The sequence below is a fragment of the Pseudarthrobacter sp. C4D7 genome, assembly GCF_013359725.1.
Lineage (GTDB): Bacteria > Actinomycetota > Actinomycetes > Actinomycetales > Micrococcaceae > Arthrobacter.
Map to the genome: position 1 here is coordinate 14823 of NZ_JABFMW010000037.1, position 21821 is coordinate 36643.

19 protein-coding genes are annotated in these 21821 nt (G+C 67.6%); 9 read left to right on the top strand and 10 right to left on the bottom strand.

The annotated features are described in order from the left end of the window. Nucleotides 1-46 precede the first annotated feature (46 nt). Both argJ and argC read right to left on the bottom strand, forming a co-directional pair. Nucleotides 47-1213, bottom strand: a complete 1167-nt coding sequence (gene argJ, locus HNO81_RS18135) for a bifunctional glutamate N-acetyltransferase/amino-acid acetyltransferase ArgJ (protein WP_175319501.1) — start codon at nt 1211-1213, stop codon at nt 47-49. Next, nucleotides 1210-2241, bottom strand: a complete 1032-nt coding sequence (gene argC / locus HNO81_RS18140; protein WP_175319502.1) for an N-acetyl-gamma-glutamyl-phosphate reductase — start codon at nt 2239-2241, stop codon at nt 1210-1212. The genes argJ and argC overlap by 4 nt, the downstream gene beginning before the upstream one ends. 157 nt (nt 2242-2398) lie before the next feature. Here argC and HNO81_RS18145 point away from each other — a divergent pair, with 157 nt between their 5' ends. From HNO81_RS18145 to HNO81_RS18155, 3 genes are all read left to right on the top strand, one after another. Next, the gene (locus HNO81_RS18145) at nt 2399-3364 is read left to right on the top strand and encodes a quinone oxidoreductase (RefSeq protein ID WP_175319503.1); all 966 of its coding nucleotides are present in this window, start codon (nt 2399-2401) and stop codon (nt 3362-3364) included. A 167-nt stretch (nt 3365-3531) separates the two neighbouring features. Continuing rightward, nucleotides 3532-7518 carry a Pls/PosA family non-ribosomal peptide synthetase gene (locus HNO81_RS18150; RefSeq protein WP_175319514.1) on the top strand — a complete coding sequence of 1329 codons (3987 nt, stop codon included), beginning with the start codon at nt 3532-3534 and terminating at the stop codon, nt 7516-7518. After that, a complete protein-coding gene (locus HNO81_RS18155) occupies nt 7515-8876 on the top strand; it encodes a M1 family metallopeptidase (protein ID WP_175319504.1) in 1362 nt (453 codons plus the stop codon). Before HNO81_RS18150 ends, HNO81_RS18155 begins: the two co-directional genes overlap by 4 nt. Here the strand turns inward: HNO81_RS18155 and HNO81_RS18160 are convergent. From HNO81_RS18160 to pheS, 3 genes are read right to left on the bottom strand one after another with little or no spacing between them, the layout of a single operon-like run. Next, nucleotides 8840-9544: a 4'-phosphopantetheinyl transferase superfamily protein gene (locus HNO81_RS18160; protein ID WP_175319505.1), complete on the bottom strand. Its 705-nt coding sequence runs from the start codon at nt 9542-9544 to the stop codon at nt 8840-8842. The two genes, HNO81_RS18155 and HNO81_RS18160, sit on opposite strands and share 37 nt — an antisense overlap. 32 nt (nt 9545-9576) lie before the next feature. Continuing rightward, complete coding sequence (pheT, locus tag HNO81_RS18165) at nt 9577-12120, bottom strand: phenylalanine--tRNA ligase subunit beta (protein WP_175319506.1); 2544 nt, start codon at nt 12118-12120, stop codon at nt 9577-9579. A 2-nt stretch (nt 12121-12122) separates the two neighbouring features. Then, entirely contained in the window at nt 12123-13184 is a 1062-nt protein-coding gene (gene pheS / locus HNO81_RS18170; RefSeq protein WP_141160940.1) for a phenylalanine--tRNA ligase subunit alpha, read from the bottom strand. A gap of 200 nt (nt 13185-13384) precedes the next feature. Between pheS and HNO81_RS18175 the strand changes: the two genes are divergently transcribed. The 3 genes from HNO81_RS18175 (at nt 13385) to HNO81_RS18185 (ending at nt 15692) form a co-directional block, all read left to right on the top strand. Then, nucleotides 13385-13837 (top strand): hypothetical protein, encoded by a 453-nt coding sequence (locus HNO81_RS18175; RefSeq protein ID WP_175319507.1) that lies wholly within the window; start codon nt 13385-13387, stop codon nt 13835-13837. Further along, nucleotides 13834-14493 carry an SIMPL domain-containing protein gene (locus tag HNO81_RS18180; RefSeq protein WP_175319508.1) on the top strand — a complete coding sequence of 220 codons (660 nt, stop codon included), beginning with the start codon at nt 13834-13836 and terminating at the stop codon, nt 14491-14493. The genes HNO81_RS18175 and HNO81_RS18180 overlap by 4 nt, the downstream gene beginning before the upstream one ends. Nucleotides 14494-14591: 98 nt before the next feature. Beyond that, nucleotides 14592-15692, top strand: a complete 1101-nt coding sequence (locus tag HNO81_RS18185) for an Rv2578c family radical SAM protein (protein ID WP_175319509.1) — start codon at nt 14592-14594, stop codon at nt 15690-15692. A 13-nt stretch (nt 15693-15705) separates the two neighbouring features. Here the strand turns inward: HNO81_RS18185 and HNO81_RS18190 are convergent, their stop codons facing one another. After that, entirely contained in the window at nt 15706-16158 is a 453-nt protein-coding gene (locus HNO81_RS18190; RefSeq protein ID WP_175319510.1) for a (deoxy)nucleoside triphosphate pyrophosphohydrolase, read from the bottom strand. Nucleotides 16159-16319: 161 nt separating this feature from the next. Here HNO81_RS18190 and HNO81_RS18195 point away from each other — a divergent pair, with 161 nt between their 5' ends. Further along, a complete protein-coding gene (locus tag HNO81_RS18195) occupies nt 16320-17528 on the top strand; it encodes an MFS transporter (protein WP_175319511.1) in 1209 nt (402 codons plus the stop codon). Nucleotides 17529-17693: 165 nt separating this feature from the next. Beyond that, nucleotides 17694-17969, top strand: a complete 276-nt coding sequence (locus tag HNO81_RS18200; RefSeq protein WP_141160945.1) for a GlsB/YeaQ/YmgE family stress response membrane protein — start codon at nt 17694-17696, stop codon at nt 17967-17969. A gap of 65 nt (nt 17970-18034) precedes the next feature. On the opposite strand, the gene HNO81_RS18205 is transcribed toward HNO81_RS18200, so the two are convergent. The 4 genes from HNO81_RS18205 to infC all read right to left on the bottom strand — a co-directional run bounded on the left by HNO81_RS18205 (nt 18035) and on the right by infC (nt 20874). Next, complete coding sequence (locus tag HNO81_RS18205; RefSeq protein ID WP_175319512.1) at nt 18035-18958, bottom strand: RNA methyltransferase; 924 nt, start codon at nt 18956-18958, stop codon at nt 18035-18037. A gap of 69 nt (nt 18959-19027) precedes the next feature. Continuing rightward, on the bottom strand, nt 19028-19417 hold the full coding sequence (rplT, locus tag HNO81_RS18210) for a 50S ribosomal protein L20 (protein ID WP_018763610.1): 390 nt from the start codon (nt 19415-19417) through the stop codon (nt 19028-19030). Nucleotides 19418-19535: 118 nt separating this feature from the next. Continuing rightward, a complete protein-coding gene (rpmI, locus tag HNO81_RS18215; RefSeq protein ID WP_009358635.1) occupies nt 19536-19730 on the bottom strand; it encodes a 50S ribosomal protein L35 in 195 nt (64 codons plus the stop codon). Between the two features lie 118 nt (nt 19731-19848). Further along, nucleotides 19849-20874: a translation initiation factor IF-3 gene (gene infC / locus HNO81_RS18220; protein ID WP_371818307.1), complete on the bottom strand. Its 1026-nt coding sequence runs from the start codon at nt 20872-20874 to the stop codon at nt 19849-19851. 400 nt (nt 20875-21274) lie between these two features. Between infC and HNO81_RS18225 the strand changes: the two genes are divergently transcribed. Next, nucleotides 21275-21661: a DUF1844 domain-containing protein gene (locus tag HNO81_RS18225; protein WP_141160947.1), complete on the top strand. Its 387-nt coding sequence runs from the start codon at nt 21275-21277 to the stop codon at nt 21659-21661. Nucleotides 21662-21821 lie beyond the last annotated feature (160 nt).

A 21821-nucleotide genomic window follows, 5' to 3' on the forward strand; every position in this document is an offset into this window, starting at 1 on the left:
TTCCACGGCGGTTTGGGCCTGGCGGATCCCGCGCTGACGGGGATTCCTAGCTGGAGTAGGCGCTGTTTTCGTGCACGTAGTCGTGGGTGAGGTCGTTGGTCCAGATGGTGGCTTCGGCGTCGCCTGCCTGCAGGTCGATTTCCACCAGGACTTCGCGCGGTTCCAGGTCCACCAGGGACCGGTCGTCGCCGATGCTGCCGTTGCGGCAGATCTGGATGCCGTTCATGGCCACGTTGAGCTTGTCCGGTTCGAACGCGGCATCGGTGGTGCCAACGGCGGAGAGCACGCGGCCCCAGTTGGGGTCCTTGCCGAAGATGGCTGCCTTGAAGAGGTTGGAGCGGGCCACGGAGCGGCTGACCGTCTCGGCGTCGGCTTCGCTGGCTGCGTTGAAGGTCCGGATGGCGATGTCGTGGCTGGCGCCCTCGGCATCGGCAATCAGTTTGCGTGCCAGCTCGGCGCAGACCTGGGTCAGACCGGCGCCGAAATCCTCGGCGGAAGGCACGGCCCCGGACGCGCCGGAGGCCAGCAGCACCACGGTGTCGTTGGTGGACATGCAGCCGTCCGAGTCGGCGCGGTCGAAGGTGACGCGCGTGGCGTCGCGGAGGACGACGTCGAGCATTTCCGGCTGCACGTCGGCGTCCGTGGTGAGCACCACCAGCATGGTGGCCAGGCCGGGGGCCAGCATGCCGGCTCCCTTGGCGATGCCGCCGATGCTGAACTCCTGGCCGTCGGCGTCGGTGCCGATGAAAAGGGCCGACTTGGGCACGCTGTCCGTGGTCATGATCGCGGTGCCGGCGGCCGGACCGCCGTCGGTGCTCAGTTCACCCGCGGCAGCCTCCACCCCGGGCAGGATCTTGTCCATGGGCAGCTGCTCGCCAATCAGGCCGGTGGAGCAGACGAAGACGTCGGTGGCCGAGATCCCCAGGACTTCGGCCACTTTCTCCGCCGTGCTGTGGGTGTTCTGGAAGCCGGTGGGGCCGGTGCAGGCGTTGGCGCCGCCGGAGTTGAGGATGACGGCGTCCACCCGGCCGTCGGAGACCACCTGGCGGGACCAGTGCACGGGGGCAGCTGCCACCCGGTTGCTGGTGAAAACGGCGGCGGCGGCTTTGGACGGGCCGTCGTTGACGACCAGGGCGAGGTCCGGGTTGCCCGAGGCCTTGAGTCCGGCGGTGACGCCGGCGGCCCGGAATCCCTGGGGTGCGGTGATGGTCACGGGGCTACTCCCTGCAGGTTGAGGCCGGCGGTTTCCGGCAGGCCGAGTGCGATGTTCATGGACTGCACGGCGCCGCCGGCAGTGCCCTTGGTGAGGTTGTCGATCACGCAGGTGATGATGACCCGCCCGGTGTGGGCGTCGAAGGCCAGCTGCATGGCGGCGTGGTTGGAGCCCTGGACCGATTTGGTGGCCGGCCACTGGCCTTCCGGCAGCAGGTGGACGAACGGCTCGTCGTCGTAGGCATCGGCCCAGGCCTGGCGCAGCTGCGCGGCCGTGGTGCCGGCCTTGACCTTGGCGGTGGCGGTAGTGAGGATGCCGCGGCTCATCGGGGCGAGGGTGGGCGTGAAGGACACGGTGACCTGCTCGCCCGCCGCGTTGGACAGGCCCTGCTCGATTTCCGGGGTGTGCCGGTGGCCGCCGCCTACGCCGTAGGGGCTCATGGAGCCCATGACCTCGGAGCCGATCAGATTGACCTTGGCGGCCTTGCCCGCGCCCGAGGTGCCGGAGGCGGAAACGATCACGACGTCGTCGGGTTCCAGCAGGTGGGCAGCGAACCCGGGCGTCAGCGCCAGGAGGGCGGACGTGGGATAGCAGCCGGGAACGGCGATGCGCTTGGCAGCCTTGAGGGTTTCGCGCTGGCCCGGCAGCTCTGGCAGTCCGTAGGGCCAGGTGCCGGCGTGGGCGGAGCCGTAGAACTTTTCCCACGCGGCGTGGTCCTCGAGCCGGTGGTCTGCGCCGGCGTCGATGACCAAGGTGCCTTCCGGCAGTTGCGCGGCAATCTCCGCGGACGCACCATGCGGCAGGGCCAGGAACACGACGTCGTGGCCGGAGAGGTTCTCCAGCGTGGTGTCTTCGAGGATGCGGCTGGCCAGTCCGTGCAGGTGGGGCTGCAGTTCCCCAAGGCGGGAACCGGCGTTGCTGTGGGCTGTGATGGCGCCAATGGTCACCCCGGGGTGCCCGGCAAGCAGCCGGAGGACCTCTCCCCCGGCGTAGCCGCTGGCTCCGGAAACCGCAACAGAAATAGTCATGCCTCGACTATACAACAATATTTATGCATTGCTACCGATAATTATGCATAAGTGGATTGTTCCGGCGGTGCCGTTGCCTGTCCCGCCATCCCGCTGTGTCCCTAGGATGGTTTTGGCAGCCGGGGCCGGAGACGCCGGGACCCGCGAAAGGAGCGCCATGACGCACGCAATCGTCGCACGGCAGGCAGGCGGACCGGAAGTCCTCGAATACGCGGAGGCGGAAATTCCCACTCCCGGTCCAGGGCAGCTGCTGGTCAAGGTCGGGGCGGCCGGCGTCAACTTCATCGACACCTATAAGCGCAGTGGCACGTACAAGGTTGCCTACCCCTTCACCCCCGGATCGGAGGCCGCCGGGACGGTGGAGGCCGTGGGTGAGAGCGTGACCGGATTTACCGTGGGCAGCCGCGTTGCCACCGCGGAAGGCGTCGGCTGCTACGCGGACTACGCGCTGGTGGATGAGGATGCCGCCTTGCCCGTACCGAAGGGCCTGGATGTTCTCACCGCCGCAGCCCTTCCGCTGCAGGGCGTCACTGCCCACTACCTGATGAATTCCACGTTCAAGGTGGAGCCTGGCCATACGGTCCTGCTGCACGCGGGGGCCGGCGGCGTGGGGCTGCTGCTGATCCAGCTGCTCAAGGCACGCGGCGCGGAAGTCATCACCACGGTCTCCACCGACGAAAAGGAGCAGCTTGCCCTCGATGCCGGTGCTGACCACGTGCTGCGCTACGACGGCTTCGCGGAGCGGGTCAGGGACATCACCAGCGGCACCGGCGTGGACGTCGTTTACGACGGCGTGGGGAAGGATACGTTCGACGGCTCGCTGGCATCGCTGCGGATCCGGGGAATGCTGGTGCTGTTTGGAGCGGCCTCCGGTCCCGTTCCGCCGTTTGACCCGCAGCGCCTCAACGCCGCGGGCTCGCTGTTCCTTACACGCCCCACCATGGGCCACTACCTGCGGGACGCAGCGGAACGGCGCTGGCGTTCGGATGAAGTGTTTGCCGCTGCAGCCGACGGCAGCCTCAAGGTCCGCATCGGCGCCCGCTACCCCCTCAGCCAGGCCGGCCAGGCGCACCGCGACCTCGAGGGCCGCAGGACCACGGGGAAAGTCCTGCTGGTGCCGTAGGAACGAACGGACCACATGAACAGCCCGCAAACGCCCGGACCGCCGGAAATGGCGCGTCCGGGCGCGCCGGACACCTGTTGTTCATCTTCTCCCCGGAAAATACGGAGGTGACCCAGCAGCAGGTCCCCTCCGGGGATGCACGTTCCGGCGAGGAGCCAGCCAGCACCATGACAGAGGGAGCAGCAGCCCCGGACATATCCCGGGCGTCCGACGACGGCGGGCACCCGGCCGTCCACCAGCCCCAGCTGCCCGGTGCCCCCGCGGCACCGCCGGCCAGGACCCTCATTGACATCCTGCAGGAGACGGCCGCCCGTTTTCCCGAGGCCTCCGCGCTGGATGACGGCCGTACGTCGCTCAGTTACTCCCAGTTGCTGCAGGCCGTCCGGGCCACCGGCCGGCGCCTCCACCTCGCAGGGCTGGGCGCCGGCGACAGGATTGGCGTACGGATCCCGTCCGGCACCAATGAACTGTATGTCTCCATCCTGGCCATCCTCCTGGTGGGCGCAGCATACGTTCCCGTAGATGCGGACGACCCCGATGAACGGGCCCGGCTGGTGTTTGGCGAAGCCCGCGTGGCGGCCGTCCTCCGGGCAGGCGGCGCTCTTGAACCGGGGCCGGCCGGAACCCTGCCCGGTGGCCCCTTCAAAGGGGCGCGGCCACCCGGTCCTGCCGACGACGCCTGGATCATCTTCACCTCAGGGTCCACGGGGACACCCAAAGGGGTGGCGGTCCGGCACCGGTCGGCGGCTGCCTTCGTTGACGCGGAGGCCAGGATCTTCCTGCGCGGTGATGCGCTCGGCCCCCAGGACCGGGTCCTGGCCGGCCTGTCTGTCGCGTTCGACGCTTCCTGCGAGGAGATGTGGCTTGCGTGGCGCCACGGCGCCTGCCTGGTGCCCGCGCCACGGGCCTTGGTCCGCACCGGCATGGATCTTGGGCCCTGGCTGATCAACCACGGCATCACGGCCGTCTCCACCGTGCCTACGCTCGTGGCGCTGTGGCCCGTTGAATCACTCGAGAACGTACGCCTCCTGATCTTCGGCGGCGAGGCCTGCCCGCCGGAACTGGCCGAACGCCTTGCCGTGGAGGGCCGGGAAGTCTGGAATACCTACGGCCCCACGGAAGCGACCGTGGTGGCCTGCGCGGCGCCCCTGGGCGGGCCCGGCCCGGTCCGGATCGGGTTGCCCCTGGACGGCTGGGACCTGGCCATCGTTGACGCGGATGCGGTACCGGTGGCCGAGGGCGCGGTGGGTGAACTCATTATCGGCGGTGTGGGCCTGGCCCGCTACCTTGATCCGGCGAAGGATGCCGAAAAGTATGCGCCCATGCCCAGCCTGGGTTGGGACCGCGCCTACCGGTCAGGCGACCTTGTCCGGTACGAACGGGACGGCCTGGTCTTCCAGGGCCGCGCCGACGACCAGGTCAAGCTGGGCGGCCGCCGGATCGAACTCGGCGAGATTGATGCGGCCATGGAGGCACTCCCCGGGGTGGCCGGCGCGGCCGCGGCCGTGCAGACCACCGCCGCGGGAAACCAGATTCTGGTGGGCTACCTCGCGGCGGTCTCCGGCCAGGACCTTGACCTGGCCGCCGCACGGGAACAGCTTTCCGGCAGTCTGCCGGCGGCCCTGGTGCCGTTGCTGGCGGCCGTGGAGTCGCTGCCCACCAAGACCAGCGGAAAAGTGGACCGGCACGCCCTGCCGTGGCCACTGGCCGGTGCGGGCGCCGCCGCAGCGGATGCGGCTCCGCTGAACCTCCCGGACGATGCCGCGTGGATCGTGGAGCAGTGGAGCAGCGTGCTGGGCAGTCCCGTCAGCTCGCTGGATGCCGACTTCTTTGCCTACGGCGGCGGATCCTTGTCCGCCGCGCAACTGGTCTCCGCACTGCGGGTGCGCTACCCCACCATCACGGTGGCCGATGTCTATGCCACGCCCAGGGTGGGCGCGCTGGTGGAACTGGCACGCCAGGTCCACCAGTCCGGAAACCCCGGTCCCGCGCGGGAGCGCACCGTGCGCCCCACCGCACGGAAGTCACAGGTCTTCCAGACACTCATGGGGGTACCCCTGCACATCCTGGTGGGCATGCGCTGGCTGACCTACCTCATGGCCATTGACAACCTGTTGGCCGGACTCGCGGGATTCACCGCGGCGCCCACCGTTTCATGGTGGTGGGTGGCGGCCTCCTGGCTGGTCTTCGTCAGCCCGGCGGGGCGGATGCTGCTGTCCGTCGCCGCCGCCAGGGTCCTCCTCCGCGACGTCAGGCCGGGGATCTACCCCAGGTCAGGCCGGGTCCACCTCCGGTTGTGGCTCGCCGAACAAATCCAGGACCTCGCAGGTGCCATCAGCCTTGCCAGTGCGCCCTGGGTGCCCTATTACGCCAGGGCGCTGGGGGCAAAAATCGGCCGGGACGTCCAGCTTCACTCATTGCCGCCTGTCACGGGAATGCTGACGCTGGGCAGTGGAGCCAATGTGGAACCGGAGGTGGACCTGTCAGGGTGGTGGATCGACGGTGACAACGTCCATATCGGCGCCATCCGGATCGGCCGGGGCGCCAGCGTCGGGGCCCGGAGCACCCTGATGCCGGGGGCCTCGATCGGGGCGGGCGCACAAGTGGAAGCCGGTTCCGCCGTGTTGGGGAAGGTGAAGGCAGGCCAGCTGGCGGCAGGTTCACCGGCCCGGCGGCAAGGCAAGGCGAAGCACAGCGTGCCGGACACCCCTGTCCAGGGAACGCCGGCCGCACGGGCCTGGTTCGCCGGGTTTGCCCTGGCCTCGGCAGTGCTGTCCACCATCCCCTACCTCTCCGCTGCCGCAGGGCTCTGGACCGCGTTCGCCTTCATCCAGGGCAGCACCTCGCTGACAGAGGCGCTGCCCCGTCTGGTGGCGGCCCTGGCTCCGGCGTCGCTGGTGTGGTTCACGGCGACGGCGCTCCTGGTCCTCGCCACCACTCGGCTCCTGTCCATCGGCATCACGGAAGGCTACCACCGGGTCCGCAGCCGCGTCGGGTGGCAGATCTGGGCGACTGAACGGGTGCTTGACCTGGCCCGGGACCTGCTCTTCCCCATTTATGCCAGCCTCTTTACGCCGGTATGGCTGCGCCTGCTGGGAGCAAAGGTGGGCAAAAACGTGGAGGCCTCCACGGTCCTGCTGATCCCGAAGATGACCACGGTGGGTGAAGGGGCGTTCCTCGCCGATGACACCATGGTGGCGTCCTACGAGCTCGACGGTGGCTGGCTGCGCGTAGCTCCCGCAAAAATCGGCAAGCGGTCCTTCCTGGGCAACTCCGGCATGACCGCCGCGGGCCGCAACGTCCCGAAGAATTCACTGGTGGCCGTCCTGTCGGCCACCCCGGCAAAAGCGAAGTCCGGCACCTCCTGGCTGGGAAGTCCTCCCGTCCGGTTGCGGCGGACGGCCATTGCCTCCGACGACACCCGCACCTTCCAGCCCCCGCCCAGGCTGAAGCTGGCGCGTACCCTGTGGGAGCTCGGCCGGTTCCTGCCCGTCATGCTCACGGCCGGTATTGCGGCCGGCACCATGCTGGCTTTCGACTGGATCGCAGCCAGCTGGGGCTACGCCGTGGCAGCGCTGCTCACCGGCCTGGTGATGCTGCTGGCCGGTTTCGCCGCCGCCGCGGCGTCCGTGGCGGCCAAGTGGATCCTGGTGGGACGGATCCGTCCCGGCGAACACCCTTTGTGGAGCTCATTCATCTGGCGCAACGAAGTGGTGGACAGCTTCATCGAACTGGTCACGGCCCCGTGGTTCGCCCGGGCAGCATCGGGCACTCCTGCCCTGGTCTGGTGGCTGCGCGCACTCGGGGCGAAGATTGGCGGCGGCACATGGTGCGAGAGCTACTGGCTGCCCGAGGCGGACCTGGTGACCCTGGGCCGGAATTCCACGGTGAACCGGGGCTGCGTGGTGCAAACCCACCTGTTCCACGACCGCGTGATGAGCATCGACGCTGTTACGCTCGAGGACGGGGCCACCATGGGCCCGCACGGGGTCATCCTTCCCCAGGCAAGCATCGGCGCCGGCGGAACGGTGGGGCCGGCGTCCCTGGTGATGCGCGGCGAATCAGTACCCGCCGGAACATACTGGATGGGTAACCCGGTCAGCCCATGGAGCGGGCCCGGATCGCCGTCTGCCACATCACCGAAGGTTCCATGAGTTCTTCACCATCTGCCGCCCGGGGCAGCGTTTCCGCAGCCACCGGGGCCTCCCCCGATCCGTACCTGCCCGGTGCCGGGACGAACGCCTTCCGCGTCGGCCGGTACGAACTGGACCTTGACTACCGGGTGGCCAGCAACCGGCTCAGCGGCAAAGCGGTGCTGCACGGCGTAACCTGCGCGCCGACGTCGGCCATTGTCCTGGACCTTGTTGGCCTGCGCGCCACGAAAGTGCTGCTGGATGGCCGGAAGCCGCTCCGCTTCGCCCAGCGGGCCGGGCAGCTGGTGGTCACCGCGCCGGCTCCCTTCGAACCGGACCAGGCCTTCACCCTGGAGGTGCGCTACGAGGGCAATCCGCGGCCACGCCGCGGGCCGTGGGGCGAGGTGGGCTGGGAGGAACTGACCGACGGAGTCCTGGTGGCCGGGCAACCCAACGGTGCACCCTCATGGTTCCCCTGCAACGACCACTCCGGGGACAAAGCGAGCTACCGGTTCACCGTCACCACGGAGGCGAACTACCGCGTGGTCTGCAACGGTGTCCTGCAATCGCATACCTCCCGCTCCAGCCGGGAAACGTGGGTCTACGAACAATTGGAGCCGATGGCCGCCTACCTTGCGACCGTCCAGATTGGCAGGTACGTGCCGTTGGACCTGGACGCCGGACGGCACGGGGCCCCGGTTCCGCAGTCTGTGGCCGTCTCCCCCGCCTTGGCAGACCGGGCCAGGACAGGACTGGCCCGGCAGCCGGCCATGATGCGCACATTCAGCAATTGCTTTGGCCCGTATCCGTTTCCCGCGTACACGGTGGTGGTGACCGAGGACGAACTGGAAATCCCGCTCGAGGCGCAGTCGATGGCGATCCTGGGTCCCAACCACCTGGGACTCGACTGGGAGTCCCAGCGCCTGATCGCCCATGAGCTGTCGCATCAGTGGTTCGGCAATTCCCTGACAGCGGCGGCCTGGCAGGACATCTGGCTGCATGAGGGCTTCGCCTGCTACGCCGAGTGGATCTGGTCCGAGGAAGCCCGTGTGATGCCCGTGGCTGAGCGGGCCGCCGCTGCCTGGCACCGGTTGGCGGAGGAAGACCAGGACATCCTGGTGGGCGATCCCGGTCCCGAGCGGATGTTCGACGACCGCGTCTACAAGCGTGGCGCGCTGGCCATGCACGCGGTCCGGCTGGCCGTGGGTGACCTCGCGTTCTTCGCGGTGCTGCAGGAATGGACCGCCACGCACAGGCACGGCTCCGTCACCACGCAGGACTTCATCGTGGCGGTCAGCGGTGCCACAGCTGTGGACGCGGAGGCGCTGCTCCACCCCTGGCTTTACGAGGAGCCGCTGCCGCCCCTGCCGCTGGCCTGAGCGGGCACGGAAAGCGCGACGGCGGCTGCCAGGTGTGGAGGCAGCCCGGTTTCGGCCGGCTCCAGGTCGCACAGGCCGGGTCTATCCCGCACGTCCACGCCGGACGGAGCCGTCAGGAGGCCTTCGCCGGTCATTTTCAGCCAGGCTTCCTTGCGTGCCCAGAGCCTGGCCCTCGCCGCCGGCAGCAGTTCGGCTGTGACGTCCCGGAGGGTCCGCCGCTCTGCGGGCGTCAGGGCAATCCCGTCAAACCCGTCAAAGCCGGTTTGCTCCGGATCCTCCATGTCAACGCCCAGCCGCGTTCCCGGCGAGGCGTCCACCACGGCCGCCAACAATGTCCAGCCCGCTGCCCGGGAGAGGCTCAGTGCCAGCGGCACAGGGGCGCCCCGGTAGCTGTATCCCGGCCGGCCGTGGCCCAGCTCCGGACCGGGGCCACAGCGCGGGCAGCTGTAGGCCACAGTGAGCTCTGCGGCGGGAACGGAGAGCAGCTCCGCGGCGAACTTCCGCTGCGCCAGCCGGCCAACCAGGAAAGCACTTCCGGCGTTCGGCGCCAAGGCCTTGGCCCGCGCCAGTTCGACGCCGTCCAGGAGTCCTTCGGCGTCCCCCTGCAGCCCAGCCGCTTTCCCGGGCAGCAGAAAGGGCGGGATGGCACGTACCTCGCATTGCGCCATGACCCGCCCTTCCTGGAAGGTTCGCAGTAAACCTAGCGCTGGACAGCTCCGAAGCGTTCGGCAGCCAAGGCAACTGCGGCTTCACGCGCAGCCGAGGCTTCGTCAGCGGTCAGGGTGCGGTCGGCGGCCCGGAAGCGGAGCCCGAAAGCCAGCGACTTCTTGCCGTCCTCAATGCCCTTGCCCGCGTATACGTCGAACAGCGCCACGTCTTCCAGCAGCTCTCCGGCGCCTTCCCGCAGGGCGGCAAGGACGTCGTCTGCGGGCACGTCCGCGGGGACCACGAGCGCCACGTCCTGGGTGGCCACCGGGAACGTGGAAATGTGGCGGGCCACAATCACGTCGGGTGCGGCTTCGAACAGGGCATCGGCATCGAGTTCCAGTGCCACCGAACGGGCGGGCATGTCTGCGGCAGCCAGCAGCTTGGGGTGCAGTTCACCGGCGTAGCCGACGGTCTCCCCCGTGCGCAGCGCCAGCCGGGCGGTGCGGCCGGGGTGGAACGCCTGGTGGCTGCCCTGGCTGACCACCAGGTCAACGCCCAGCACGTCGCCAGCGAGCCGGGCCACGTCCAGTGCGTCGGCCCAGTCCCATGCACGGGGCGTGTGGGCCGCAGCGGCCGGGGAATCATGGCCGGTGAAGACGGCCGCGATGTGGAACGGCTGGTTGGGGACGCCGTCGTACAGTCCGTCAAGCACCTCATCGGCAGGCCTGGCACCCAGTGGCGGGATGGCGGCGGTTCCCAGCGTCCCCTCGGGCAGGAACACCAGTCCGGATTCGAACAGGGCCAGGTCCCGGAAGCCACGGGAGTGGTTGCGCTTGGCCACCTCCACCAAGCCGGGCAGGATGGACGTGCGCAGGTAACCGTGTTCCTCGCTGATCGGGTTGGCCAGCTTGAGGGCGGCCCGCGCCCCTCCTTCTTTTGCGACGCCGAAGGTGTCGTTGGCCGCCTTGGAGACGAACGGGTAGGACAGGACCTCGGTAAGTCCGGCGTCAGCCAGTGCCTGGATGAGGCGACGGCGCTGCTGCTGGACGCGGGTGAGGCCACGGCCCGGAGGGGCCACCGGCAGCGTGGCGGGAATCTTGTCGTAACCCACCAGCCGGGCGATTTCCTCGGTGAGGTCTTCCTTGGTCTCCAGGTCGCTGCGCCAGCTCGGCGGCGTCACGGTCCAGCCGGCGTCGTTCTTCACTACTGCGGCGCCCAGGTCCTCCAGCGAGGTGGTGATCTGATCCTCGGTGAAGTCGATGCCGATGCGCTCGGCAGCGAAGCCTGCAGGCAGCTCGATGGTGACGGTGTCCGGGGCGGCCCCTACGTCGGTGCCGGTTTCGTCGGCAGTGCCGCCGGCCAGCTCCACCAGGAGGTCCACCACGCGCTGGGCGGCGATGCCCGCCACCTGCCAGTCGACGCCGCGTTCGAAGCGTTTGGAAGCCTCGGACGGCAGCTTGTGCCGGCGCCGCGACCGGCCAATGGACACGTCGTCAAAGTGTGCGGCTTCCACCAGGATGTTCGACGTCGAGTCGCTCACCTCGGTGGCCGCCCCGCCCATGACGCCTGCGATGCCGATGGCACCGGAGTCGTCGGTGATGAGCAGGTCCTCGGCGTCGAGCGTGCGTTCCTTGCCGTCCAGCGTGGTGATCTTCTCCCCTGCGGCTGCGCGGCGGACCACGATGTCGCCGGAGAGCGTGTCCAGGTCGTAGCAGTGCGTGGGCTGGCCCAGTTCGAGCATGACGTAGTTGGAGATGTCCACCGGCAGGGAGATGGAGCGGATGCCGGCGAGCCGGAGCCGGGAAACCATCCACGGCGGGGTGGGCCGGGTGGCGTCCACGCCCCTGACGGTGCGGGCCACGAAGCGGTCGCAGCCGGCCTTGCCGTAGATGGGGGCGTCGTCGTTGAGCTTGACGCCGTAGCCGCCGGAAAGTTCGGCCGGGGCCTGGACCCTGGATGCGGGGTCCGTGAAGGCGGTGCCCGTGGCGTGTGCGTATTCGCGGGCCACACCGCGGATGGAGAACGCGTAGCCGCGGTCCGGGGTGACGTTGATTTCGGCTGCCTGGTCGTAAAGGCCGAGGAGCTCCATGGCGTCGGTGCCGATTTCCGGGTCGAGCCCGATGCGGGAGAGCACCAGGATGCCGTCGTGGTCCTCGCCGATGCCCAGTTCGCGGACCGAGGCGATCATGCCGGCGGACAGGTGTCCGTACGTCTTGCGGGCGGAGATGCGGAAGTCGCCGGGCAGCACGGCGCCGGGCAGTGTAACCACCACTTTGTCGCCCTCAACGAAGTTGTGCGCGCCGCAGATGATGCCCTGGACGCCGGAGGGATCGATGCCTTCCCCGGTGAGGGTCTGTTCCTTGCCTTCGGGGACAACGCGGACCTGGCACCAGTTGATGGTCTTGCCGTTGGTCTGCGGTTCCTTGACCAGGCTCAGGACCTGGCCCACCACCACGGGGCCCTGCAGGGTGTCCGTGGGACGGTGGACGGCTTCTTCTTCAAACCCGACCTTGACCAGGTCTTCCATGACGTCTTCGGCCGTTGCTCCGGCCGGTACTGCTGCGAATTCCCGCAGCCAGGAAAGTGGGATACGCACTGTTAGATCTCCATCCCGAAATGCTCGCTGAACCGTACATCGCCTTCGATCATGTCGTGCATGTCGGCAACCTCGTTGCGGAACATGAGGGCACGCTCGATGCCCATGCCGAAGGCAAAACCTGAGTAGACGTCCGGGTCGATACCCGCGGCGCGCAGGACGTTGGGGTTGACCATGCCGCAGCCGCCCCACTCGATCCAGCGCGGGCCGCCCTTGGCGCCGGGGTGGAAGATATCCAGTTCGGCGGAGGGCTCGGTGAACGGGAAGTAGTTGGGCCGCAGGCGCACCTTGGCCTCCTCGCCGAACATCTGGCGCGTGAAGTGTTCCAGGGTGCCCAGCAGGTCCGCCATGGACAGGCCCTTGTCGATGGCCAGGCCCTCGAACTGGTGGAACACCGGGGTGTGGGTGGCGTCCAGCTCATCGGTGCGGAACACTTTGCCCGGGCAAAGCACATAGATGGGCACCTCGCGCTCGAGCATGGAGCGGACCTGCACCGGGGAGGTGTGGGTGCGCATCAGCAGGTGCGCTTCGGGCGGCTCCACGAAGAAGGTGTCCTGCATTTCGCGGGCCGGGTGGTCCGGCTTGAAGTTCAGGGCGTCGAAGTTGAACCACTCGGATTCCACCTCGGGGCCCTCGGCGATCTCCCAGCCCATGCCCACGAAGATGTCCGCCACGCGGTCCTGCAGGGTGGACAACGGGTGGCGGGCACCGGCACGGCGGCGGCGGGGCGCGGCCGTGACGTCCACGGTTTCCTCGACCAGGATCCGGGCGTCGTTCTCGGCTTCGAGCACCTCGGCACGCTCGGCGAGCGCCTTGTTGACCCGGCCGCGGGAGGCACCCATCAGCTTTCCGGCGAGCGCCTTCTGGTCCTTGGGCAACCTGCCGATTTCGCGGTTGGCGAGGCTGAGCGGGGATTTCTCGCCGCTGTGGGCGAGCCGCACCGCCTTCAGCTCGTCGAGGGTGGCCGCACCGGCGATGGCGGTGATGGCCTGGTCTACAGCGGCGTTGATGGCGGCTTCATCCGTGGGGTTCGGGATGGCGGCGCCCGGCAAAGTTTCAGTCATCTACTGTTCTTAGCTACGAGTCGTGGCTGCCGGCGGCCGGTCAGCCATGCGCGGTTTCCCGCGCGGCACGTCCGTTGCCGGCAGGTCATGGATGAATGCGCTGAACGTCAGTGTCATTCAATGACCAGGTCAGGGCTCGCCGGCAGGACCGGCGGCCACTGCCCTCCAGTCTAGTAGAACCCTCCGGTTACCATGGCCTCATGACTTTGCGGCAGCGCGCGGGTTCCTGTGACGGTCCGACGACGGCCCAGCGGCTCAGGCGGGCAGCAAACCTCCTTAACGGGAGCACCCTGGCCGGGCTCGCCGTCGCCCTGGCGGCCCGGACGCGGATCAGCCGCGGGCCCCGGGGCCTGGTCATTGCCGAAGGCTACGGCTGGCGGTTGCCTTTTGCCGGCGCCTTCACCCTGGGCAATGTGGTGCTGTGCAGGGCCTCTGCCGCCGACCTGTTGTCCCGGCCCGCCCTCCTGGGACATGAGGAACGGCACTGCAGCCAGTACGCGTGGTGCCTGGGGCTGCCGTTCATCCCCCTGTACCTGGCAGCCGCCGGCTGGTCCGTCCTGCGCACCGGCAATCCGGGGACGGCGAACATCTTCGAACGCCGGGCCGGACTGGCGGCCGGCGGCTACCCCACCACGGCCGGGAGGCAGGCATGACGATTCAGGACGACCAGTCCAGTGTGGATCCCGGGACCATCACCGTCACGGGGGCGGGATGGGCGGAAGCTGCCCCGGACCTGATGCTGGTCTCCATCGGCGTGGAGTGCAGCGCCGCATCTGTGACGGCAGCCTATGCGGCAGCGGGAAGGGAGCTTGACGCGGTTGGCTCGGCCCTCCACGGCCGCGGCGTTGCCCCTGCTGATATCCGGACTGCCGGACTGGGCGTGCGTGCGGACCTCTCCTGGCGGGACGGCGAGGGACAGAAGCTGGTGGGCTACGTGGCGTCCGGCAGCCTGTCCGTGAGGCTGCGGGATATTGCCGGCGCATCGCACACCGTATCCGAGGCAGTTCAGGCAGCGGGAGACTCCGTCCGGCTCAACAACCTGCAGCTGGTCCTTTCCGACGACTCCGCAGTCCGGACACAGGCCCGTGATGCCGCCTGGCAGGACGCACTCCGTTCCGCCGGGCACTATGCCGCACTGGCCTCGGCCAGCCTGGGGCGGGTGGTGTCCGTTGTCGAACAGCATCCGGTGCCGGGGCCGGTGCCGCTTGCCGGCCTGCAGCGGGCGTCCGCCCATGACGGGCCTTCGATTGAACCGGGCGTGAACCGGGGGGAGGCAACAGTCACCGTCACCTGGGAACTGCATCCGTAGCTGGCCGGGACATCAGGTGCCGGTCCGCGGCGCTTGGGGGGCTCTCCAGAGCGCGTGGCGCCTTGACTTAAATTCGAACATGTTTTCGAATGGGAGCCATGAGATGGGAAGCACAAGCACTGGTGCCCGCGCCGGACGCCACACGGGGACCCGGTCCGGCGTTGCTTCCGCTCGCCGGACTGGTCCGTTCCGTCACCACCCCTGAGTTCGCCGGGATCACCTTTCACGAGGTCACTGCCAAATCGGTGCTCAACAAGGTCCCGGCGGGATCCAAGATGCCCTTCGAATGGACGGTGAACCCCTACCGCGGGTGCAGCCACGCCTGCGTGTACTGCTTCGCCCGCAAGAGCCACACCTACCTGGACTTTGATGCCGGGATGGATTTCGACAGCCAGGTGGTGGTGAAGGTCAACGCCGCGGAGATCCTCCGGAAGGAAGTGAACAAGGCTTCCTGGACCCGGCAGCAGGTTGCGCTGGGCACCAACACCGATCCGTACCAGCGGGCCGAAGGCCGGTACCAGCTCATGCCCGGAATCATCAACGCCCTCGCCGAGTCCGGCACTCCCCTGTCCATCCTCACCAAGGGGACCCTGCTGGCACGGGACATCCCCCTGCTCAAGAGTGCCGCGGCACAGGTGCCCGTAGGGCTGGGCATCTCCCTCGCCATGACCGACGAAGCCCTCTCCGAAGCCATCGAACCCGGCACTCCCGGGCCCAGGGCCCGCCTGAAACTGGTGTCCCGCCTCCGCGAGGCCGGCCTTCCCTGCGGTGTCATGGCCATGCCCATCCTGCCGTGGCTCTCGGACAGCGATGAAGCCCTGGATGCGCTGTTCAGTTCCCTGGCGGCAGCCGGAGCCACCGGTGTCACCGCGGGCGCGCTGTACCTGAAGCCGGGCACCAGGGAGTGGTTCATGAAGTGGATCGCCGCCACCCATCCCGAACTGGCAGGCCGCTACCGGCGGCTCTACGGGACCGGCTCCTACGCGTCCAAGGAATACCGGACCTGGCTTGCCGGCAAGGTCCGGTATTTCAAAGCCCGCCACGGCTTTTCGCATTCCTCCGGATTCAGCCACCGGGACCTTGACGATCCACGCGCCGAGGAAGCGGAGTATCCGGCGGGAAGCATTCCGGCTGCAGCGGCCGGAGGTCCCGCCGCTGCTTCAGCGCCGCCGTCCGCGGTGCAGGATTCCCTGTTCTGAGCAGCCTGGCGTATCAGGCGTGGCCCTGCCCCGGCACCATCGCAGCCACGGAGTCCAGGAGTGCGTGCACGATCGGATAATCAGCCGGAATCCACGGCAGGCCAAGGACAGCATCGCGGTCCTGCAGCTGAATCCAGCGCAGTTCATCATGGTCTTCCAGCGGTTCAGGTTCGCCACGGGTCACCTCCGCGAACCACACCCTCATGCTGGCCCGGTCATTCAGGGGCCAGCCGGTCGGCGCCTCTGCGGCCAGCTCCGCACCCAGCGTTGCGCCGATTCCCAGTTCCTCGGCCAGCTCCCGGACCAGGGCGGCTTCGGGCGCCTCACCCGGTTCCACCTTTCCCCCTGGAAATTCCCACAGACCGGCCAGGTGCTCGGGCGCGCTGCGCCGGGCCACCAGAAGGGCGGTTGGATTGGCCAGCCTGTCCACCACGGCTCCGCCTACTACCTGTATCAGTCCAGTCACCGGCCCATTCTATGGGCCACAATGGAAGGAGCCCGGAACAGCATTCCCGCTTCAGGGAACAGATCCTTCCCGCCAAAGGTTGGCTCCACTGTCCGGACCTTCCTGCCCCATTGCCGTGGCGTCCCGTCCCTTTCCCGTTCCACCTTGTGAGAAGCAGGCATATGAGCAGCGTCCTTTCCCAGTCCACGGCAGCCAGCACCAGGACCCCCCGCGTCGGCATGGCCATCTTTGCCTTGGCCATGGGCGGAGTGGGCATCGGTGTCACCGAGTTCACCATGATGGGGTTGCTGAAGGAAGTGGAGCAGGGTCTGGGGATCAGCACCCCGGAAGCGGGGCACCTGATCTCCGCCTATGCGTTGGGGGTGGTGGTCGGCGCTCCCCTTCTGGCAGCCGTAGGTGCCAAGCTGCCCCGCAAGAAGCTGGCACTGGGCCTCCTGCTGTTTTTCACCGTGGCCAACCTGACCTCGTTCCTTGCCCCTGACTACGGAACGATGCTCGTGTCGCGCTTTGCCGCCGGCCTGCCCCACGGGGCCTTCTTTGGTGTGGCAGCCGTCATCGCCGCGTCCCTGGTTCCGCCCACCCGGCGCGGCTGGGCGATCTCCATGGTCATGGCCGGGCTCAGCGTCTCCAACGTGGTGGGCGTACCGTTCGCCACCTGGCTGGGGCAGACCTTCGGCTGGCGCCTGCTGTTCGTGCTGGTGGGCGCCATCGGAGTAGTGGCGCTGGTGATGGTGTGGAAGTTCGTGCCGTTCCAGGCCGCACACCCCGACGCGAGCATCCGCCGCGAGCTTGGAGCCCTGAAGCGGCTCCAGGTCTGGCTGGCGCTCCTTGTGGGCATCGTTGGCTTCGGTGGATTCTTCGCCACGTACACGTACATCGCCCACACCATGACCGGCGTGGCCGGCATCCCGTCCGGCCTGCTCCCCCTGGTGGTGGCCCTCTACGGGCTGGGCATGGTGGCCGGGAACATCATCGGGGGCAGGCTGGCGGACAAATCTGTCATGGGCACCCTCTACCGCGTCCTGCCGGCCATCGCCGTGACCCTGGTTGTCTACGCGGTGGCCGCGCACTGGCCGTGGAGCGCCCTGGTGATGGTGTTCGTGGTCGGCGCCTTCGGGTCCATGCTGATTCCCGCCCTGCAGACCCGACTGCTGGACGCCTCACCGGATGCACCGTCGCTGGCATCATCGCTCAACCACGCCGCCTTGAACGTCGCCAACGCCCTGGGGGCATTCCTGGGCGGAGTCGTCATTGGCCTCGGGTGGGGTTTTGTTGCCCCTGCCTTGGTAGGTGCCGTCCTGGCTGTCCTCGGCTTCGGCGTCGCCCTTCTCAGCGGCCTGCTGGAACGCAAGAGGCCCCTGGCGGCCTGAGCACTCCGCCACCTCCGCTTCAGCCACGGGCCCATTCGAATGCCCGCGAATTCAGGGTCCTAACGATGCCGCAACGCCCTGTTTGGGACTACTGACTTTGGGTGGTGCGTATGTTAGCTTGAGGCTCATCGGGACTATTAATCCCGGTCACAATGAGGAGGAGACATGGGTTTTCTTGCTTGGATTATTTTGGGCCTGATTGTCGGGGCCATCGTTAAGGCCGTTATGCCCGGACGGGTCGGCGGCGGCTGGGTCACCAGCCTCATCCTGGGTGTCGTTGGAGCCATCGTTGGCGGCTGGATTGGCAGCCTCCTGTTCAACAAGGGCGATCTTGCCTTCTTCGACCTCGGCACCTGGATTCTCGCTATCGTCGGCGGCCTGGTCGTCGCCGGCATTTACGGAGCCGTCACCGGACGCGGAAAAGCCACCCGCGCACCCTGACCACTCTGTCCAGCACCAACCGTCGGGCCCCGGATTTCCGGGGCCTTTCTTTGTGTCCGGCCGATCTACCCCATGGGGCCCTGCGACGGATCTGCGGAGCGGCGCTGCGAACGGGCGCTGGCATAGAGGCACACGGTGGCTGCCGTTCCAAGGTTGAGGCTTTCAGCGGCGCCGTACACCGGAACCGCCACCCGGTGGTCCGCCAGTTCAAGCTCCCCCTCGGAGAGCCCCTGGGCTTCGTTGCCGAAGAACCAGGCGGTGGGCGCGGCAAGGTCGTAAGCGGACACCGGGCCGGTGCCGGTGAGCCGACGGCGCGCGCTCTCGTCCTGCAGGACGTCAAGGTCCAGTTGCCCGTAACCGTCGGCAGCGAGGATGCTGATGCCCCGGGCTTTGCAGGCGGCAGCCAGTTCCGCCGGGTCAGCGGCCAGGACAACCGGAAGGTGGAACAGCGAACCTGCTGTGGAGCGGACGGCCTTGGGGTTGTAGATGTCAACGCTGGAAGCTGTGAAGATGACGGCGTCGGCACCGGCCGAATCGGCTGCACGCAGCACGGTGCCTGCGTTTCCCGGGTCCCTGACCTGGCAGAGCACGGCGATCAGGCGTGGACCGGCGTCGAGCACGTCCGCCAGGGAGACATCCACGAACCTGCAGACGGCCACTATCCCCTGCGGGTTGACGGTGTCCACCATGGCCGCCAGGACCTCGTCGGTGGCCAGCCGGGCATTGGTGCCCTCGGCGAGTTCTTCGAACTCCGGGAACCGGTCCAGGCAGCTTTCACTGGCAAACACCTCGGTGACAACTCCGGGCGCGCCCGCGGCGAGCCGCTGCTGGTGGAGTTTCAGCGCTTCCCTGACGGCCTGCGGCCCCTCGGCAAGGAACTGGCCGCGCTTTAAACGCGCCGGGCGCCCTGCAAGCTTTGCCACGTCCCTGACCCGATCGGCTCGGGGGTTGGACAGTGGAAGATCTTGCGGGCGCCCGGTTTCGTTCATACAAGAACTGTAGTAGCTGTCGCTTCCAGTTCCTGAACTGGCCCCTCAGTCGAGGGGCGGAAGCGGCTGCTAGGCTGCGGCAACCTTCTTGGCGGAGGTGTCTGCCGGCAGGGAATCCTTGGCAACCTGGACCAGTGCGGCGAAGGCGTTGGCGTCAGAAACGGCAAGCTCGGCCAGCATGCGGCGGTCAACCTCGACCTCAGCGGCCTTCAGGCCCTGGATGAGGCGGTTGTAGGTGAGGCCGTTGGCGCGGGACGCAGCGTTGATGCGCTGGATCCACAGGCGGCGGAAGTCGCCCTTCTTCTTCTTGCGGTCACCGTAGCTGTACACAAACGAGTGCAGCAGCTGTTCCTTTGCCTTGCGGTACAGGCGCGACCGCTGTCCGCGGTAGCCCTTCGCCCGTTCAAGAACAACCCGGCGCTTCTTGTGGGCGTTGACCGCCCTCTTCACACGTGCCACGTGCGTACTCCTTCGAAAATCTGATCCCAAGCATCTGTTGCCGGTGTTCCGGCGGCCTGAGAAGGCTGTTTGGCAGGTGACGGACCACCGGTAGGCGGCCCATCAATAAACTTGGAAATTAGATGCCGAGCATCTTCCGGATGACCTTGGCGTCGCCCTTGAAGACGATCTTGTCGCCGGCGAGGCGGCGGGTCAGACGGCTGGACTTGTGCTCCAGGTAGTGGCGGCGGTTGGCCTGCTGGCGGCGCAGCTTGCCGCTGCCGGTCAGCTTGAAGCGCTTCTTAGCACCACTGTGGGTCTTCATCTTCGGCATGGGAACCGATCTCCTTACGTTTCTGCGGGCCCGGGGGCCGGCAGTTCTATCGCGCAGCCGCCCCTGCGGGCGGCATGCTGGTTGCTGACTGCCGGGGACCTGCCCCGGCAGCTGTGAACTAGTTGGTCTTCTTGCCAGCCGGCTTCGGCGCTGCCTTGGGGGCAGGGCGGGCAGCAGGCTTGGGCGCGGCAGGCCTGGCCACCGGCTTCGGCGGAGCGGGCACACCCGCCGGCTTCGGCGCAGCCGCTTCCGGCTTGGCCGGAGATGCTGGCTTGGAAGCCGGAGCTGCAGCCTTCGGGGCGGCAGCCTTGGGGGCTTCCTGCTTGGGTGCAGCAGTCTTGGGAGCCTCCTGCTTGGCAGCCGGAGCCTTGGGGGCTTCCTGCTTCGGAGCAGCGGCCTTAGGAGCCTCCTGCTTCGGTGCAGCAGCCTTGGGGGCCTCCTGCTTCGGCGCTTCCTGCTCGGCGGCAGCCGGCGTTTCAGCAGGTGCGTTGTCTGCGGCCGGGGCTTCCGGCTCGGTGGAGACGGTGAAGCCCTCCGGCAGGAGATCCGCCAGTGACTGGGTCATGGGGGCCTGGTCGTCGCCGGACGTATCAACGCGTCCCGAAGCCTTCGCTTCGTTCTGGGCCTTGGCTTCGGCGCGCTGGGTTGCGCGGCGTGCTTCCGCCTTGGCCTCGGCCTTGTTCTTCAGCGGGCCAACCACCATGACCATGTTGCGGCCGTCAATGCGGGGGCTGGACTCCACCACGCCGACTTCGGCGACATCGTCTGCGAAGCGCTGGAGCAGGCGGATACCCATCTCCGGACGCTGCTGCTCGCGGCCGCGGAACTGGATCATGGCCTTGACCTTGTCCCCGGCGCCGAGGAAGCGCAGGGCGTGACCGCGCTTGGTCTCGTAGTCGTGGGTGTCGATCTTCAGGCGGAACCGGATTTCCTTCAGAACGGTGTTCGTCTGATTCTTCCGGGCCTCACGCGCCTTGACTGCGGCCTCGTACTTGTACTTGCCGAAGTCCATCAGCTTGCACACCGGAGGCTTAGCCTGAGGTGCAACTTCAACGAGATCAAGGTCGGACTCGGCAGCCAGGCGCAGGGCATCCTCAATACGGACGATTCCTACCTGTTCACCTGCAGGGCCGACCAGCCGCACCTCGGGGACGCGGATACGCTCATTGATTCTTGGCTCGCTAATGTTAAAGCTCCTGTGTTTGTTGTTGAGTCCCGGCAAATGAAGAAGGCCCCCAATTGCCGGAGCAATCGAAGGCCTCAAAGAGGTTGGACCGGCAACCCCGAAAAGGGCTGCACGTGCACGGTCCCGGCAAATGCCGGCCGTGCCCAACCAGGTACCCGGCAACCTTGCGTCCCTGCGGGTTCCAATGGAACGGGCGGGACAACGGCTGACGCGGGTGGGAGAGAACTCCGCTTGCAAACTGGATGCCATTCTACAGAAAAAATTCCCGTCAACGCCGCGAAGCGCTGGTGGGAACCTGATTGTTTGGGGCAATCTCTGAAATAACGACATCCAGTCGGTCTGTGTCAAGCTTACCAGTATGAGCACCCCAGACAGTAATTCATACGTCTTCGAGCCCGGCGACGCAGGCGCAGACGTTTCACAGCAGATCCGCGACATCTCCGAAGTTCCCGCCATCGAGGTCATCACCACCGCCGCCGTGCACCTGATGAGTGCAGCTGCGGTGAAGCTTGGCCTGGCCGAAGAGGACAACGCAGCCGAACTCAAGGACCTTGACGAGGCCCGGAAGCTGATCACCGCACTGGCCGGCCTGGTGACCGCGGCAGCACCGGAAATCGGGTCCCAGCACGCTGGCCCCTTGCGCGACGGCCTGCGTTCCCTGCAGCTGGCGTTCCGTGAAGAGTCGCTGATTCCGGATGCACCGGGCAAGGGTCCGGGCGAAAAGTTCACCGGGGCAGTCAACTAAAGCCCCACTCCCCGAGCCCCGTCCGACGGCGGGACGGCCTGCCCAGGCCGTCCCGCCGTCGCGCTTTAACCTCATCGATTGCTCCGTAAACGTCGTTTTGGGGCGGGCGGATTCATACGGTCATTGCAACGAAACCATGAAGGGGTGTTGCGATGCCGGC

Coding starts and splice junctions, on each gene's coding strand:
- argC (WP_175319502.1), bottom strand. CDS start 2,241: ATGACTATTTCTGTTGCGGTTTCCGGAGCCAGCGGCTACGCCGGGGGA.
- HNO81_RS18145 (WP_175319503.1), top strand. CDS start 2,399: ATGACGCACGCAATCGTCGCACGGCAGGCAGGCGGACCGGAAGTCCTC.
- HNO81_RS18150 (WP_175319514.1), top strand. CDS start 3,532: ATGACAGAGGGAGCAGCAGCCCCGGACATATCCCGGGCGTCCGACGAC.
- HNO81_RS18155 (WP_175319504.1), top strand. CDS start 7,515: ATGAGTTCTTCACCATCTGCCGCCCGGGGCAGCGTTTCCGCAGCCACC.
- HNO81_RS18160 (WP_175319505.1), bottom strand. CDS start 9,544: ATGGCGCAATGCGAGGTACGTGCCATCCCGCCCTTTCTGCTGCCCGGG.
- pheS (WP_141160940.1), bottom strand. CDS start 13,184: ATGACTGAAACTTTGCCGGGCGCCGCCATCCCGAACCCCACGGATGAA.
- HNO81_RS18175 (WP_175319507.1), top strand. CDS start 13,385: ATGACTTTGCGGCAGCGCGCGGGTTCCTGTGACGGTCCGACGACGGCC.
- HNO81_RS18180 (WP_175319508.1), top strand. CDS start 13,834: ATGACGATTCAGGACGACCAGTCCAGTGTGGATCCCGGGACCATCACC.
- HNO81_RS18185 (WP_175319509.1), top strand. CDS start 14,592: ATGAGATGGGAAGCACAAGCACTGGTGCCCGCGCCGGACGCCACACGG.
- HNO81_RS18195 (WP_175319511.1), top strand. CDS start 16,320: ATGAGCAGCGTCCTTTCCCAGTCCACGGCAGCCAGCACCAGGACCCCC.
- HNO81_RS18200 (WP_141160945.1), top strand. CDS start 17,694: ATGGGTTTTCTTGCTTGGATTATTTTGGGCCTGATTGTCGGGGCCATC.
- HNO81_RS18205 (WP_175319512.1), bottom strand. CDS start 18,958: ATGAACGAAACCGGGCGCCCGCAAGATCTTCCACTGTCCAACCCCCGA.
- rpmI (WP_009358635.1), bottom strand. CDS start 19,730: ATGCCGAAGATGAAGACCCACAGTGGTGCTAAGAAGCGCTTCAAGCTG.
- HNO81_RS18225 (WP_141160947.1), top strand. CDS start 21,275: ATGAGCACCCCAGACAGTAATTCATACGTCTTCGAGCCCGGCGACGCA.